Annotated in this window: 11 protein-coding genes; all 11 read right to left on the reverse strand. The window is 49.3% G+C overall.

Annotated features, from left to right (window positions below):
• Positions 1–57: 57 nt before the first annotated feature.
• Positions 58–1,773: a DPP IV N-terminal domain-containing protein gene (locus tag BST96_RS06580; protein ID WP_085757929.1), complete on the reverse strand. Its 1,716-nt coding sequence runs from the start codon at positions 1,771–1,773 to the stop codon at positions 58–60.
• Positions 1,774–1,812: 39 nt separating this feature from the next.
• Positions 1,813–2,040, reverse strand: a complete 228-nt coding sequence (locus BST96_RS21460; protein WP_085757930.1) for an alpha/beta hydrolase — start codon at positions 2,038–2,040, stop codon at positions 1,813–1,815.
• Positions 2,013–3,038 carry an MFS transporter gene (locus BST96_RS06590; protein ID WP_169713935.1) on the reverse strand — a complete coding sequence of 342 codons (1,026 nt, stop codon included), beginning with the start codon at positions 3,036–3,038 and terminating at the stop codon, positions 2,013–2,015. Before BST96_RS06590 ends, BST96_RS21460 begins: the two co-directional genes overlap by 28 nt.
• A 437-nt stretch (positions 3,039–3,475) precedes the next feature.
• A complete protein-coding gene (locus BST96_RS06595) occupies positions 3,476–5,377 on the reverse strand; it encodes a CehA/McbA family metallohydrolase (protein ID WP_157117886.1) in 1,902 nt (633 codons plus the stop codon).
• Between the two features lie 343 nt (positions 5,378–5,720).
• Complete coding sequence (locus tag BST96_RS06600) at positions 5,721–8,093, reverse strand: S9 family peptidase (protein ID WP_085757933.1); 2,373 nt, start codon at positions 8,091–8,093, stop codon at positions 5,721–5,723.
• A gap of 259 nt (positions 8,094–8,352) precedes the next feature.
• A complete protein-coding gene (locus BST96_RS06605) occupies positions 8,353–10,998 on the reverse strand; it encodes a TonB-dependent receptor (protein ID WP_085757934.1) in 2,646 nt (881 codons plus the stop codon).
• A gap of 55 nt (positions 10,999–11,053) precedes the next feature.
• Positions 11,054–12,091, reverse strand: coding sequence for a FecR family protein (locus BST96_RS06610; protein WP_169713936.1), 1,038 nt, complete (start codon positions 12,089–12,091; stop codon positions 11,054–11,056).
• Between the two features lies 1 nt (position 12,092).
• Entirely contained in the window at positions 12,093–12,632 is a 540-nt protein-coding gene (locus tag BST96_RS06615; RefSeq protein ID WP_085757936.1) for an RNA polymerase sigma factor, read from the reverse strand.
• Between the two features lie 244 nt (positions 12,633–12,876).
• The gene (locus tag BST96_RS06620; RefSeq protein ID WP_169713937.1) at positions 12,877–13,890 is read right to left on the reverse strand and encodes an alpha/beta hydrolase; all 1,014 of its coding nucleotides are present in this window, start codon (positions 13,888–13,890) and stop codon (positions 12,877–12,879) included.
• Between the two features lie 70 nt (positions 13,891–13,960).
• A complete protein-coding gene (locus tag BST96_RS06625; protein WP_085757938.1) occupies positions 13,961–15,013 on the reverse strand; it encodes a DPP IV N-terminal domain-containing protein in 1,053 nt (350 codons plus the stop codon).
• A gap of 119 nt (positions 15,014–15,132) precedes the next feature.
• Positions 15,133–16,560: an MFS transporter gene (locus BST96_RS06630; RefSeq protein ID WP_085757939.1), complete on the reverse strand. Its 1,428-nt coding sequence runs from the start codon at positions 16,558–16,560 to the stop codon at positions 15,133–15,135.
• Between the last annotated feature and the right edge of the window lie 76 nt (positions 16,561–16,636).

The raw sequence follows: 16,636 nt of genomic DNA on the forward strand, positions 1-16,636 counted from the left end.
GTATCTCTGAGGCCTTCGTTGCCACGATTGAAGATCTGAACCGCAATAAAACCTAGTTCAGCGTAAGCCCATGGCGAAAGGTAATGCCAATTGCCTATAGTTGTTGTTGGTGAAAGACCCGACATTCGCGGCGTAGTTATAAGTACAGTCCAGTACCGGGTAAGAGCGGCCCGGGTCAAAATTTGACGGCCGATAGATAATGCCATAGATATCTGTTTCACCATCAGCAGCTTTGAGCATAACGGGTTCTGGCCAATGACAGTTTTCAGGCAAACCTGACACATCCGCAGTCTCCAGGCTCTGCAGCTGATTGCCATCACGGTCCAGTAAAATACTCACGGGTACTTCATCAACTCGCGAACTGGTGGTCACCACATACTTTCCGCTGGGCGATACCCCGGCAGCTTGTTGATATCGGTAAGTAATTCGGCTGCGCTGGTCGCAAACGATATATTCATGCTCTGTAGATATTATTTCGGTCAGTTCTCCCGTGTCGATATTGACCCGGCAGATATCACAGTAGTAAGGGTTACGTTCAGGTACCCGGCCTGCAGTCTGGATATAAAGTGTCCGGCTGCTCGGGTCAAAATGCAGGGTGTTACGTACCTGCCAACGCCCCTGGGTGATGGCATTTTTCAAATGACCGGTTGTCAGGTCGTAAAGGTAAAGATGTGCATGGCCACTGCGTTCAGAGTACCAGATCAGTTCGCCAGTGCCTGGCAGGGGCATCATGGGCATATGGATATGGGTGATAGGTATCAGGTTAACGCTAAAGTCGGAGGTCTCTTTGATCAGCGGACGAGCGGTGCCGGTTTGACTGTCGGCTTGCAGCAGGTGGGCCGTTTTACCTCCCCGTTTTTGGTCGATCAGGTAGTAGTGGCGGCTGTCCTGGTCCCACCAGCCCCGGCGGCTAGTTAAGAAGCCAATATAAGGCGGGCGGCAAACGGGACAAGGGGGATGATCAAGCCATTGGGGCTCGCCAGTTTCTACTTTAATTGTAAGAAAACGGTAGGCCTCTACCTGATCATCGCCTGTAAAAGCCATACGACGATCCGGGCGAATGGTTTTAGGGCGCAGGCTACCATCAGCAGGAACATGCTCTACGATCAAGGGGGCAACCGGGACATTGCGGCTATCCAGCACCTGAGTAAGTACCTGAGTGGAATCGGGCGACCAAAGCGCCTCCAGAGTGATGAGTTCCTGGCGGCCATAAACACTGGGCGTACTCGCATAACGATAAAAGGGGCCGCCATCTATGGTCAGTGGTGTTTCGGCACCTGTATCCAGATTTTTATGCCAAAGGTTGTGATCCCGGATATAAAGGGCCTGCCGGCCGTCCGGGGATCGCAACCACTGAGAGGGCAATGCCGACGTCGCTTCACAGAGTTGAGAAGCATAGGTGTAACACCATTGCTGGTCATAGGCGCTAAAACTCAGGCTGTCAGGCTGTGTAAAATCCAGATCAGTAATGGGTAATTGATCTGCAAGTATAGTTTCACCGCTGGCAGCTGATAAGGCTGTCGCCAGCAACTGATGATCGAAAGCTTCTTTATTAGAACCAGAAGCGGCATCCACTAAGCGAAAAGTATGGCCATGACGAGATTCCCGTAAATACCAAAAGCTGTCACTCTGCCCAATCCAGTGAGGGTATAGCGTGGTGTTGAACGCGATATTTTTAGTGAAGACACCCTGCTCAATTTGTTGAGCTCGCTGGTAACGGGCAGCAATACTAGCTTCCGCGTCCAAGCAGTGGTCGGTGGCAACTGTTTTCATAGTAGGTCCTTGTTATAACAGGTGACGGATAAAGAATACTCAGGCGGACTTGCCGAGCTGGCGCGCAAAAAACTGTACGATCAGTTGATGCAATTCGCGAGCATCTGGCAGTGCCGGATTGTAGTGAAAAACATGATCCAGCCCTTCCCAGATATGCAGGTCTGCCTCTACACCCAGCCGGGTGAGTTGGCGGTGGGTCGCAACAACCGAGCTGAGGAGATAGTCACGGGTTGAGGAAATCAGCAGTGACGGCGGGAAGGCTGACATGGCGGTATCGGAGAGAGAGGGGGTGACTCGGTAATACCCACCCGCTCAACCAGAATCACAACCAACAATGACAAAAGTGCAGGAACTATAGACATGCAAATAACCAGAGCCCAAAAGGCTTGTTCACCCTGCTCGGCTAGCGCAGGGTCAAAACCCATAAGACCGGCCAGCGCTATCGACAGAGAGATACCAATAGCCAAGGCTGTTTTCCCCGCCAGGGATTGCAAGGAAAAACACATTGCAGAGCGATCCACCCCGGTTTTCAAGGTGCCATAATCCGCCACATCCGATAGCAGTGAGAAAATCGCTACATTGCCAATCGCGCTGGAGAATGACCAGATAATATTAAACAGGGCAAACAGGACTAGTGTTGCGGCGTTATTTAATAACACCAATGACAGGCTGGCGAAGGCTGCTAGCGACAAAATACCCCAGATTTTTATGGCCCGCAGCTTGCCTACAGCAGCAATTACTCGCATCGCAGGCTTAATGGCTAGAGCCGCTACCACAAGATGGAACAACAAAAAATGCACGTAATATTGGCCCTGACCCAAGTAGGCATCCATCATCATAAATTTCAAACCGATATAAAAAGCGCCGGCGACACTATTAAGCACCATGACCCCAACAAACCAGACAAGCGGTATGTTATGCCTTAACGCCAACAGACTTTTATAGGGATTCTCTGCTGCCTCAGTTTTAGGTATACCTTGCTGTTCACTGGCCGGCACATAACGCATTAAACAATACAAGGTTGGCAGCACTAACACCGCAGCCACTACCACCAAATAACGCATGGTTTCTGGTGTCACTTTAGTACCCTCACTAAAAGGCAATATCGGAACCAGGGCAAATAAAATCATCCCGCCATAGCCAGCATAATTTCGAAAGCCATATACGGTATTTTTTTGCTCAGACACAGAGGTAATCTCTCCGCCCCAGGTTAAATGAGGAATATTGAATAACGTTATGGCCAGATAAAACAATAAATACCACACCAGAAAACAAGCCTATAAATATTGCCAACCCAATAGCACTTAAGTATGTTTATCGAGTAGACAATATTTCTGGTTCGAATAGCCGTGGCTATGTGGTAGATCGCTGACAAGCCTTGTGCTATCAGGGCTATAGGGAGACTGCTGCTTTAAACTAGTAGAGATGGATAGAGGGTGCGCTTTAATAGGCCACCACTCCAGCGCGAAGTAAAAAGTTGAGTGTTTTTTACTACCGCCCTTTTATCTTCGCTTGGAACACATCTATTATCCCAAGCTTGTCTTTGGCCTTAAAAGTCGCAACTCCAATTGATACCGACGGTGCGGAGGGGGGGCGGCAACGATTTTCCTAGCCGACATCAAACCCTGCAGGTTGTTGGGCTTAAAGCAGTATTTAATCAAGTTTGCATTATTCAGAAAGTTTTACCCTTGTCAGTAATGGCCTATCTCAGACAGCGACCCTGTTCAGCCAAGCGCAAAAGCTTATCGTATTTTTTGTTCACCTTTAACACCCGCTGTTGCAATTGCTGTTTATTGCCAGGCCAGTATTGTTGTTGCGGCGCCAATGAACCATATGCACCATGCTGCTCATCCTTATGCTCGACAGCCAAATAAGATGCCAACCGGGACTTTTGCTGTGCTACAAGGTTGGGCACCAGCGATGGCTGACAATGACCGCTACCATTAACACTGATATAAACCGGAGCGCTGACGGCAACGACCTCTACAGCCAAGCCTTGCTTTTTCCCCGCCGCCTTAATCACAAACCAACTACCTTCCCCGGCGGTAAGTTGATGGTTTAACACCAGAAATGAACTATCCCCGCCAGAACGAACCGTCTTGATCAGTTGCCCACCCTGATAGAGCTCCAGACGATCTAATCGATCAATATCAGGGTTTAATGCCGCGCTTGCCGCGATGTTAATATTTTCACCGCGATTAAGCTTCACCGTATCCCCCATCATATAGCCGTTGATATTCAGGTTTAGCATGGGCCCGTTAGTGACATAGGTATGGCCGGCTTTTAAACCATCAAACCAGGCCTTTACCGAAAATGGCCCAGCAAGTTTTACATAGCTACGGACATCACCCATAGCACCGGGGGCCAGTGGCGCATAATCAGTGCCTGCAGCTGGCGATAATCTATAACCCAAATTTAAAAAATCAAACCAGATACCCAAGTCCAGTTTGGCAAATTGCAAGACTTCTACTAAATCCACCAACCCATAAGGTACGTCCAATGCCAAACCAAAACGCGCACCATAGTTAAACTTTTCACGTACATGGGCATAGCCCGTCAAACCGCCCTGTTGATGGGTTGCTTTAAATATCTCATGGTATAAATGATAGCGGACCGGATCATAATCAGATTCCAGAATATTTAATTGGAGGGTATGACCGCGACTGCTACGAGGCCCCTCTCTACCCGGCAGTAGATAATAAGAACCCTTGCCATAATGGGCAGCCTCTCCCCAATTATACTGATAATAATCGGTGTGCCCGATGCTATCCATTTGTAAAAGATTGGCGACATGAAGATCTTCGGCCTGAGTTTGCAAAAGAATTATGCGCTCTTGTTCCGAGTTGCCACGGCCATAGTGAATATGAACATCGCCAGAATACCAACCTTCTTCTGGTTTATCTGCCCAGCGAGACAGTGGCACCTCAAGACGGGTTTCACTATCCGCTTTAATATCAAAGGACCGTCTGGCAAATTGATACTCCAGCCCGCGGGCGATAACCAGTTCGTATTGCCCAACCGGCAAACGGGCCTGATAGTGGCCATCTATATAAAAAGCATGGCGGTTAGTATGAGGCCATCCCAGCCCCGTAAACTCAGGCAAAGTCACGACACGTGAACTAATGGAGTGATAACTTAACGGGATAGCTTCAACTGATGGGAGCGGCATACTGCCGACTTTATCATAGATACCAATGCGAGCAGGCGCTGGATTCCCATTATGCATTACGGTTAAATCTAGTTGGCCATAGTGCTTAGGTTGAGAAGTCTTGTTGCTGCGAGTAAGTTTAATATCGCAAATAGTCACTTCAGATTCAAAGATATGCTGGCCAGCAACTTGAGCTCTAATCGCAAAATCTCCACTATGGTTATGCATGATAATGGAACGACCTGAAAAGCGGGCGCGCTCTAACGTAAAGCTATGCCGGTACCAACGCTCAGTTTTTAGCTGGGATAGGTCAATCGTTTCTGCCCCTAGCACTGTACCGTTTTTATCGTAGTTTAAGTGGAGGCTATCGGGTTTGTTTTTTAGATCAAACTCCATTTCTACGATCACGGTTTCATCTATATTGAATGCATAGCTATCACGAACATCAAAATTCAAAAAGGCACCTTGCAGGCAGCTCTTACCGTTTATAGTTTTAACTTTAGGGTGATCAGCTGCCGATAAATACGGGGAGGTTGAGTACACTTGGGCAATTTTATCAGTATGCCAAGCTAGATTGTGGCGACTGATAAAGTTTGTTCCATGGGCCAGAAGCACTATACTATGTAGACTCAACGTCAGGAAAATCACCAAGGTAATAGGTTTCATAAAGACTCTTAGACGCTCGCAGAAAATGGCTTTCAAAAAAAACCGTGCGTATAAGCACTAAGATACCCAAGGGGGGAAAAACCCCACCCCTGAGTTAAAATAATAGCAGACGAGTAAAGATAAAGGACATGCCCTAGCCATCGACAGTAAGCCCTGTCCCATCAATCGGAGAGTCTAATGTAAACTCCTTGGGCGGCTCGACTCCCTGGAGGTGACGCACCAGAAAATCCCAGCTGCGTCTTAATACATAGCCCGACCAGGTATGACCAAGGTTAGGTAATAACAGCATATCAAAGTCTTTGTTGGCCTTTTGCAACGCCTCGACCAAACGCAGCATCCCCGCTACAGGAAATACACCATCCAACATACCATGGCTAAGCAGAAGTTTTCCTTTGAAGTTTTCGACCTGATATTCAGCCTGTCTTGAGTCTTCACCAGCAGGCAGCTTACCGTCAAACTGATTGGTCCATTGTGCACGAGCCAATCGGGCGTCGGGAATAGCGTGAGCCACCGCAACTTTGAAAAAATCCGCATGGTTTAGCAAACCATAAACGGGGCCCACAGAGCTACTGATACCTGCCAAGCCAACCCGCTCTATATCCATGTATGAATAACGCTCAGCCAACTGCCGAATGCCCGCAATATGGTCAGGGAGGTAACTGCTGTTAGCAGACCAGCCGTAACTGTAGTCATGAAATTTTTTCTCCCGTAGGGCTGTACCCCTGCCATCGATAACCACAACAATAAACCCCAGTTCAGCATAGGAGGCCGCCATCAGGTATGTGATTCCACCAAAGCCGTTATTGGTAAAGGAGCCTTTAGCCACCCAAGGCATTTCCGGCAAGCTATCAATAAAGTCGATAACAGGATAAGACTGATCCGGCGAAAAATCAGAGGGCCTGAACACAAGGCCATAAAGATCTGTTTCTCCGTCCTCGCCAATCAGCTTGACCGGCTCCGGCCACTGCCACCCTGCTGGCAAGCCTGACACATCCGCCACCTCCAGGGTCATTTGCTCCCTGCCCTGCCGGTCCAACAACAGGGACTCCGGCACCTGATCAGCTCGGGATCGAGTAGTCACGATATAGCTGCCACAAGGGGATACACCCTGAACATCAGGGCCGCTGCCCGGTATGACTGACTGGGGACCCAGCACAACATACTCTAGGTCAGCCGCTGCGACAGTCGTCAGCTTTCCGGTATCAATATTGACCCGTGCAATATCCTGATAATAGGGGTCACGTTCTTCCACATGCTGTCCATCGGGCAACGCCTTACGTCCTCCGGTCTGAATCCAGAGCTCACGCCGCTCTTCATCATAGTGCAACAGCTCACGAACTAACCACTCACCCTGCGTAATCGGTTGTTTTAATTCACCAGTTTCAAGGTCATAAAGATACAGGTGAGCCCAACCGCTGCGCTCAGAATACCAGATCAGTTCATTACTGGCAGGCAAAGGCCAGAATCGGGGGGGATCAATTACTGGCAAGCTCAACCGAAAGTAAGTATCAACGGTTTCTTCAAACAGAACCTGAGTCCTACCTGTCTCGGTATCCCAACTAACCAAACGGGCCGCTCTGGAACCCTGAGTCAGATCTATAAAATAGGCCTGGCTGGCATCTTCGGACCACCAGGCTAGCTTCTCAGGATTAAAAAAACCGTTTAACAATCGAGTGAGACTTAAAGGCGAGTAGTCCGCAGGAGTAATCCTGCCACTCGGAATATGGAGGCTGAACAAACGGTAGCCTGGCTGGATCTCATCATTGTGAAGGGGCATTTTATGATGGCAAACAAAGGGGCGAATACCGCCATCAGTAGGCACATGGTGAACATAGGGCATGGTTTGCACCCCGCTAGTATCTAGCCTGACGGTTAACAAGGTCTGGCTATCGGGGGACCACAGCACCTGAACCTCGTAATTGGCAGGGGTAAAAGCGATACGCGGTGTTGGGTTGGCGCCATAGGCAAAATCGGCTTCGCCATCTTCGGTTAAAGGTCGCTCGGAACCGTTGCCCATATCGTTTAGCCAAAGATTATGATCACGGATAAACACCGCTTGCAGACCGTCTGGCGAAATCTTGGCTCCCGGAGGCAACCCCGGTTTAGTCCGTTTTATACACCGGTGATTACCCGGGCTGTATTGCCAGTGTTGGCCCAGCGCTGAGAACTGCAGCCGTCTGGGTGAACTTTCTATTTTCAGCTCCTCCAAAACCAGTGCGGCTGCATCCACCGTTTCACCACTGCTTTTTGCCAAGGCAGCGGCTAATGCTTCATGATCAAAGGCCAGAGTATTGCTGGAGGTTTCGGCATTGACCCAGCGAAACTCCTTAGCAGTTGCGGTCTGCCGCTCATACCAAAAACAAGCGGTACCGGCAATCCAGTGAGGCGCAATCGTTGTATTGCGCGCGACACGGCTTGAAAAGATACCTGCATCCAGTGAACGAGCGCGCTGATAACGCTTGGCTACCACATCTGGGTCAATAAGGCAGGATGGTTTATTCATCATTGATTACTCATAGGTTGTTAGCCAAAGGGGTTACATCACTTCAGGCCTGAAGGTGTACTGTAGTACTCACAGCATAAGACAACAGCCCCTGTAACCCCTGTTTCATAACCAAAACCGGACTGCTTTTGCGGCTCGAAGATCAGTTCATACTGCCCACCACACTGACGGGCTTATGCATCTGGCAACCTGATCAGCCACCCTCGACACCACAGGCGGCCAACTCGGCTGTATTTTTAAAAGCACTAATAGTGAATTTTAACTAGAAATCATAAACAAATTTAACACCGTAAGACTGGCGGCGACGTTGAGTACTTATTCCCGTTATTTCAGAGTTGAATGTAACATCAGCTTCATCCAGTAAATTATTACCAAAGAGTTCAATATTTATCATGCCGACCTGAGCACCCACATACACATTAAGAACCGTCAATATTTCGCTCTCTGCAACTTCAGGAATAAAACCCAGATTTCGAAAAACCGAAGTACTGGGCCCTTGAGTATGGTAATCAGCCCGAATATAGCCAGAAGTCGAAGCCGACCAGTGAAATTGATAGTCCGCCGTGAATGAATAGCTGTACTCCGCAACTAAATTTAGCGGATCACCAACGACTTTATCGGTCACACCAGAGTTTAATGAGGTGAATTCTGCATCGGTAATATTGCCATTAAACCCCACCGTAAGATCAGGATTCATTGCCCAGCGTACGTCCCATTCTATGCCCTGAATTTCAGCTGTCCCTGAATTCTGTAATAGCACCAGGGTTAAATCGTCCGGATCAAAAGCATCAGATTGGAAATCATCATACTCACTGAAGTAGATCGCAAACTCTGTTGTTAACCTATCATCCAACCACGCAGCTTTTGTACCCAATTCATAAGTCAGGAGTTCCTCAGGGCCATAAGATACGCTGCCGCTAGATTCAGGGGGATTGAAACCACCACTACGAAAACCCTCTGCAATACTGAAGTAAACATTCATATCGTCGGAAGCTGCATATGACAGATGGATTTTTGAACTCACCTTTTCAAAATCATCTTCACCTGAGAAACCATTTTCCGCGGTGAATATACTACGATCGTCTTTAAAGACCCGTGTGCCAAACCCTAGCGTCCACAGATTATTAAAAGCGTAGGTGATATCGCCGAAAATAGCTGTCGCATCTGAGCTGCTGACCGTAGGCAAGGTTGGGTTACCGCCTGCAACATCTATATCATCCACACCGAAAGCTCTGAAATCAAAAAAATCCTCAGCGGTTTGATCAGATGCTTCTGTGTCTGCATGAAAAACACCCAGTGTCCATTCAAGCGCCCCGTCAGAAGTACTACTTAAACGAATTTCCTGTGAAGTAATTTCCGATTCCGCCAACACTCCGTGACTCTCTATGGCAATCATATCTTCAGAGGGCAAAGTTAAAAATATGCTTGAGTTGTCATTCAAGCGGGAAATATCTACCTTCGAAGCGGTCGCTATTAATACCGCATAACCCAAATCATAAGTAGCTGTAATATTGTAAATATCATGTTCATCATCAAAGCCAAAAGGCGTGTTTCGATCAACACTTGACATCAATACACTGTCTGAAGACTCAAACTCACCACTGGGTAAAAACTGTGTTAAATTAGGGCCACCAGCATTAATGCGATGGCGAACCACCCCCGCCAATACCTCCAAATTATCCGTGGCCTGCCACAGGCCTTTAATGCGAATATTAGACCCCTCATTACTATTAATATTTTCTCGAATAATATGGCGATCGTCATCAATCTGATCTATCCAGCCGGCCTTGTTTTCATAAGTTGCTGAAATACGAAAAGCCAAGGTATCATCAATAACAGGGATATTAAGCACCCCCTGTAACTCCTCACTCCAGTCGCCACCTTTGGTATCATAGGTTGTAAAACCGAACTGACCACCAGAGCTATTAAGTTCTGGTTTTTTGGTAATAAGACGGATGGTTCCACCCACTGAACCCTGACCAAATAAAGTCCCTTGTGGGCCGCGCAATACTTCCACACGCTCTAAGTCATGAGCACGAACATCAAGGAACAGCCGAGCAACAGAAAGCGGGGTCTCGTCAAGATACATACCGACTAATGGACTACTACCAGCGGTATTGCCAATTCCTCTTAGCACATAAGTCGTATCCCCCGGACCAGTGGAAGATTCCGATAAATTTGGTATCAAATAAGATAAATCACTAACCGTCTGAATACCTCGAGAATCTATAGTTTCTCCAGACAGTGCAACAATGCTAATAGGTACATCCGCTAAATCCTGTTCTCTCTTGGTCGCTGTCACCACGATCTCTTCTAGCACCCAAGCTTTTTCCTCCTGCTTATCCGCCATATCCTGAGCCAATACCGAACTCCCCCCTGCCCCCATCAAAAACCCTACCGTTGCTGCCAATAATTGTTTCTTACTGCCTGAGTAATTAATCCCCATTTTTCGATCCCCATCTATCAAATTATGCTCGGTTACGATCAGATGGTCGCGGCTGCTGAATGTGTAATTCAGTGTGGTGCCAGCGAGTAGCAGTTCAACGGCCCGGGGGGTTTGGTAACGCCCCTGCAGCGCGTTGGCCTGGTGCTTGCTGATTGCATCGTAGTCAAAGGCGACGGTAATGTCGGCTTGAGCTGCGAGTGCGGTTAGCGCGCCATCTGCACTTTGCTGCGGGATATTAAAAACGGTGCCGTGGTCACTGGCGGTGGCCAGTGAGGTTAGCAGGATAAGAATCAATACAACGTACTTTTTTTGTTGTTTGGGTGTGGCTTTTTTCAGGCTTAACCGTTGTTGTAAAAAGTGTTTTACTCTTATCACGCTCGTTTTTACGCAGCGGGCGGTAACGGCGGTGGCGTTGTTATTGGCCGTTGTCGTTATCGCGTATTGATAAGATCGATAAGTCATGAAAAACCCTTCAAACTTTTTTTCATTTTTTCATTTTTTCTTTTTATTGATTTTTTTATGGTTGCTGCCTGGCCGACAATAGCAGTTGGCGGCCCTGCCCCGGTTCGATATGCAGGTCCAGACTTTTGGCCAGTGAGGCTAGCAGGGCGTTGATATCGTCGGTTTTAAAGCGGCCACCGACCCGGGCGGTTTTGATGCTGGGGTCGACGATAATCAGTTCCCGGTCGGTATAGCGAGCTATTTCGTGGATGGCCTGTTCCAGGGTTTCACCTTCGAATAGCAGCACCCCCAGTTGCCAGGCGAGTTTTTTATCCAGCGAGGCCGGTGGCAGGGTTTGTTTGCTGACTATGCGGTCTTGGTATTGGGCGGCTTGCCCGGCGACCAATAAGGTATCGCGGGGGTTGTTTTCCGGGGGGCTGGTGGTGAGGGCCGGTGGTGTTTGGGCCTCACCGATACCTGAAAATACTTTGACTTTGCCTTCGGTCACGATGACATCAACAGCCTGCTGGCTGTAGCTAACATTAAAGGCGGTGCCCACAGCCCAGACCATACCTTTGCCGGCATAGACGACAAAGGGGCGCTGCGGGTTTTTGGCTACATCAAAGCTGGCTTCGCCTTTGACCAGTGTTACGGCACGGCGGTTATCGCTGTAGTCGAGGGTGACCTGGCTATTGGTGTTAAGGGTGAGGATGCTGCCATCGTCGAGGGTGTAGCTGGCTTGTTGGCCAATGCCGGTGCTGTAGTGATTGCTGGGCAGTGCCAGTAGCACTAGCAGCGTGATCATCACGAGGCTGGCGGCGGTGGCCCAACCCTGCCAGGGGCGGTAGCCGGTGGCCGGTGCCGGGGTGGGTTCTTGCAGGGGCATGATATCGGCCAGGTCTTCGAGTACGGCCATGGCATCCCAGCCGGCCAGTGCGGTGATAAAGCTGTCGCGGTGCTGGTCGCTTTGCGACAGCCAGCGGCGCAGTTCGGCGGCCATGGCCGGGGGGATGCCCTGCCCGGTTTTGTAGCTTTGGCCGTGCAGTTTGACGACCCAGTGGGCGGCCTCGTCTTTGATTTGGTTGCTGTCGGGAAATGTCATCACGTTTTCCATCTTACCACTCCTGCCGGGCATGTTGCCGGGCGCGCTGTCTGGCGTTGCGCCCGGATTGCTCGGCTTCCATATAGTCAATACAGCGCCGGGTGGCCCGGGTCAGGTGACCTTCAACGGCACTGAGGGTGATACCCATACGGCTGGCGACTTCTTTTTGGCTAAAGCCATAGACCCGGCACAGAACAAAGGCCCGCCGGCATTTAAGGGGCAGTACCCGTATCGCCTGACAGAAGATTTCAAAATTTTCCCGGGCTTCAAATTGTTCTTCCAGGGTTTTGCTGGCCATCAGTTCGCTGTCGGTCAGTAAGTCGCCGAGGTCGTCGGTCAGTTTGTAGCTGCTTTTGCTGATCTGTTGCAGGGACAGGTTGCGGGCGGTGCGAAACAGGTAGCTTTTGGGGGACTGGATATCCCGCTCCCGCTGGGCCTGTATCACTTTAACAAAGGTTTCCTGCACCACATCTTCGGCCTCCTGGGAGCGCCTGAAGTAGCGGGACACATAGCGTGTCAGGGAGGCCCGGATTTCCAGATAGAGCCGTTCCATATCACTGCCCCGTGCCGCTGGGCGGGGGCGCTGTCAGGGGTGGTTTTGTTCATGGCAAACCACTAGTGGCCGTTGCCGGCGGTTATGGGCTGTGGCGTTTTTGGCCACGGCTGTTTATTCAGTGTAGTCATTGTCCAGGCTCTGGGTTGGGTTGTCTCTTTATAGGATCGATCAGGGAGGGAAAACCCCACAGGTTATTTTTGGTTTTTTGGGGGCGTGAGGGTCGCCCCCACTGGGAGGGTCATTACTCGAGGTGCTGATTAAAAAACCTTACCACCTCCCGGTGTAGCTCATCGGTTTCTGGCAGGTCCGGGTTGTAGTGGAAGACATGGTCCAGGCCTTCCCAGATATGGAGTTCGGCGGGGACGCCGAGCTTTAGTAAGTGGCGATGGGTTGTGATGGTCTGGCTCAGGGCAAAATCCCGGGTAGAGCTGGCGAGCAAAGTAGGCGGGAAAGCGCTTAGCAGTGCATCGGATTGGCACGGGGTGACTTCGGGGCTGGCGAGGTCTACCCCTTGGTAGTAGCGCAGTTGTTGTATAGCTTCTTTAACACCAAAGCCTAACGAGGCCTGTGACAGTGCATCGCCAATGGTGAGAGAATCGCCAATATCGATATAGGTAGCACCCTCGGCCAGCAGGCCTATAGCTGCGGGTAATGGTTGTTTACGCTGCTGCAATCTGACTAGAGTCTGAGCGGTTAATATAGCACCAGCAGAAGCTCCATAAATACCTATGTGCTCAGGCTTATAGTCCGCAAGCAAGGCGGTATAAACCGCTTCCACATCATCGGTAGCGGCAGGGAAACGATGCTCCGGAGCTTTGCGGTAGTCAATGCTGATTACCTTTATTTTGCCCAGAGCGGCAACCGGCAATGACTCCAATACGCTGTTAGTGTGAGTACCATTTTCAAAAGAGCCCCCATGAAGGTTAATCAGTACCCGATTGGTGTTGGCTTGGGCAATACCTTCTGCGGGCAAAAACACTTCGCACTCAACACCGGCCAGTGTTTCGGTGGTGGCGGTGGCAGCGTAGCGAGCGATAAGGGAAGCGTATAGCGGGCCCTGATAAAAGAGCTGATGAGCCTGATGCCGAAAGGCGACCGGGTCGCTGGGCATTGTGGCGGCAGTAGATATCAATTGGCGCTGGTAATCACGGTAGCGTTGTATCGCCTCGCGAGATTGGGCCGGGAGCAGTGTGGAGTCTTCCAGTGTAAAGGCCGGGATTTGGAGGGAGGTGGTGTTATCAGTTGGTTTAGTCATGGTTATTCTCTTCATGCAGCTGCATCATCAGATTCAGGGTGGCGGTTAATGAAAGTCTTGCAGGGGCTGCTCACGGCGTAGATGATGTAACAGATAGTCCCAGCTGCGGTGCTGGGAATAGCCAGGGGCTGTATGCCCAGTATTGGGAGCAGTAACATACGAAGTTTTTATTGGCTTTTTGCAGGGTCTCTACCACTCTAAAGGTTATGCTAGCGGGGATCACATCGTCCAGCATACAGGCTATTAATAGCAGCTTGCCTTGCAAGCGGCCGACCAGTCGCTCAAAGGGGCTCGGTTCTGTTTCGTGGTTCATGGCGCACAATATTTGGCTATCAATCATGGGGTTGTTGGATACGTCTACGCGATAAAACTGCGGATGCACCAATAAACCAGCCAGAGCATGGGGCTGGGGCCCAAACTCGGCCACCCCTACCCGCTCGAAATCCCTATAGGGATTTGGAACACATTGCGCTGATGGTACGATTGTACTAATACTGTATATATCGATCAGGTGGGCTGCAATACGGCAGAAATCGGCAGACCAGAGCAAGTCAAGCAAAGGGGCTTCATCGTGGCCGTAGACTGTGAGGGCAGGTGCGTAACGGCGAAAGGGCTCACCATCATCCGTTAAAGCTTTCTCTTCACCACTCTCAAGGTCATAAAGCCATAGATTGTAATCACGGGAGAAGAGGGCTTTTTTACCATCGGGTGATTGCTTCCAGCCTGCGGGTAACGCTTCAATTTGCTTACATGTTTGGGTGGCGCTGCTGTAAGCCCAGTGCTTGCCAAAAGCTTCAAAGCAAATCGTCTCCGGGGCCTGAAGCAGGTCAAGGTTGTCCAGGGGGAGGTTATCAGCCTGAACGTCTTCACCACTGGCCTGTGTTAGCGCTATAGCCAGTAAGTTATGATCAAAGGCGTCTTCGTTAGTACTGGCTTTTGCATCAACTTTGCGAAATACCTGCCCATCACGGGTTTCACGTTTATACCAAAAGCAATGGCTCTCACCCACCCAATGGGGATACACCGTGGTGTTAAAAGCAATGCTTTTACTAAACGCGCCTTGCTCTAAAGTTTCGGCCCGACGGTAACGCGCCAACAGCTCTTCTGAATATAGTGTCTTCATAAATTTATTACCTTCGTGCTATAGATTATCTGAACAATACTTATCTGTAACGGCAACAGGCACAGCAAGCTATAAATACTTACCCACTAAAAAACCTGTTAACGACTAATGCAAGGCCCTCACTTTAAGGCTGGAACAGCATCACCAGACAGCGGCTGTGACTGTGACTGAACAACATACTGGCTTGCCCGCTCTGCTCTGGCATCTAAACGCCTGCGAATAACTGCGTGACGCTTTTCTGTGATGGCAATACCCGGGACACACAAAGCCGCCACAAAAGACAACAACATAGGGATTACGCCAATACTCAACACCAACCCCCAGTACGCCCCTTCCGGCTGGGATGTTTTCGCTGGATCAAACCCCCACCACCCTGCCAAGGCAATCGATAAGGCAATACCCATCGCGGTCATAGATTTCATCACCAAAGATTGCAAAGAAAAACAACTCGCCGAACGGTCAATACCCAATTTGAAGGTGTTGTAATCAGACACATCGGACAACAATGAGAATAATGCAATATTGCCAAGCGCACTCGCAGTAGCATAAAGCATTTGGAATATGGCACAGAGATGAAGACTGTAAGGCAGCTTGAGCAAAATCACCGGGAACAAAGAATAAGAGATAAGACATACGATGATTGATAAGCGTAGCGCTTTGATTTTCCCTAAGCGAGTAATTATTTTCATGGCTGGAGCCACCGCCAAACTGGCGACAACCAAATGCAGTAAAGACAAATAAACATAATAGTCACCCATGTCCAACCAAGTATCCATTACCATAAAAAACAAGCCGATATAGGCTCCCTGAGCCAAAACATAAGCAATACTCACCGCCAAAAACCATAACAATGGCCGGCTATGCATTAAAGCGTGTATTGCCTGAAAAGGGTTCTCTGTTGTTTTGAGACTTTCTGAATAATGCGCGCCAGTGGGCACATAACGCAGCAATACAAAAAGGGTTGGCATAACTAACAACCCGGCAGCCACCACTAAATAACGCATAGTCTCTGGTGTTACTTCAGAACCTTCAGTAAAGGGCAACATCGGTATAATCATAAAGACCATCATGCCCATATACCCACCCAAATTACGGTAGCCGTAGACTTTGTTTTTTTGCTCGGATATCGGCGATATTTCTCCCCCCCAGGTAAGGTGAGGAATTTGAAACAACGTAATAGACAGGTAAAACAATAAATACCACAGCAGAAAATAGGCAATGGTTACGCTCTCTCCTGGGTTCAGTAAAAACCATGCACAGGGGATTAACAGCAAGGCGCCGCCAATCACAAAGGGGCGTCGACTGCCGGTGCGGGCATGATAACGATCTGAGAAATAGCCAATAGCAGGGTCAGTGACTGCATCAAATAACCCAGCCACCAGCATGACGATGGAAATCGATGCCAGCGACAAACCATGATGCTTGGCATAAATACCTGACAGGACGTTATTAGAACTCATTAATAACAAGACAGGCACTACTGGCAAGGCGTAAGCGATACCGATTAGTGGCGTAATGGTGGTGCTGGTTTTTTTTGGTAAACTCATCTATTTATCCATAGCGGGATATTGCCGTTTTAAAGACGCTATAAGTAAGATGCATTTATGGCGAAAACCCCCCATC

Source organism: Oceanicoccus sagamiensis (assembly GCF_002117105.1).
GTDB lineage: Bacteria > Pseudomonadota > Gammaproteobacteria > Pseudomonadales > Dasaniaceae > Oceanicoccus > Oceanicoccus sagamiensis.

Coding starts and splice junctions, on each gene's coding strand:
- BST96_RS06600 (WP_085757933.1), bottom strand. CDS start 8,093: ATGATGAATAAACCATCCTGCCTTATTGACCCAGATGTGGTAGCCAAG.
- BST96_RS06620 (WP_169713937.1), bottom strand. CDS start 13,890: ATGACTAAACCAACTGATAACACCACCTCCCTCCAAATCCCGGCCTTT.
- BST96_RS06605 (WP_085757934.1), bottom strand. CDS start 10,998: ATGACTTATCGATCTTATCAATACGCGATAACGACAACGGCCAATAAC.
- BST96_RS06630 (WP_085757939.1), bottom strand. CDS start 16,560: ATGAGTTTACCAAAAAAAACCAGCACCACCATTACGCCACTAATCGGT.
- BST96_RS06580 (WP_085757929.1), bottom strand. CDS start 1,773: ATGAAAACAGTTGCCACCGACCACTGCTTGGACGCGGAAGCTAGTATT.
- BST96_RS21460 (WP_085757930.1), bottom strand. CDS start 2,040: ATGTCAGCCTTCCCGCCGTCACTGCTGATTTCCTCAACCCGTGACTAT.
- BST96_RS06625 (WP_085757938.1), bottom strand. CDS start 15,013: ATGAAGACACTATATTCAGAAGAGCTGTTGGCGCGTTACCGTCGGGCC.
- BST96_RS06615 (WP_085757936.1), bottom strand. CDS start 12,632: ATGGAACGGCTCTATCTGGAAATCCGGGCCTCCCTGACACGCTATGTG.
- BST96_RS06610 (WP_169713936.1), bottom strand. CDS start 12,091: ATGGAAAACGTGATGACATTTCCCGACAGCAACCAAATCAAAGACGAG.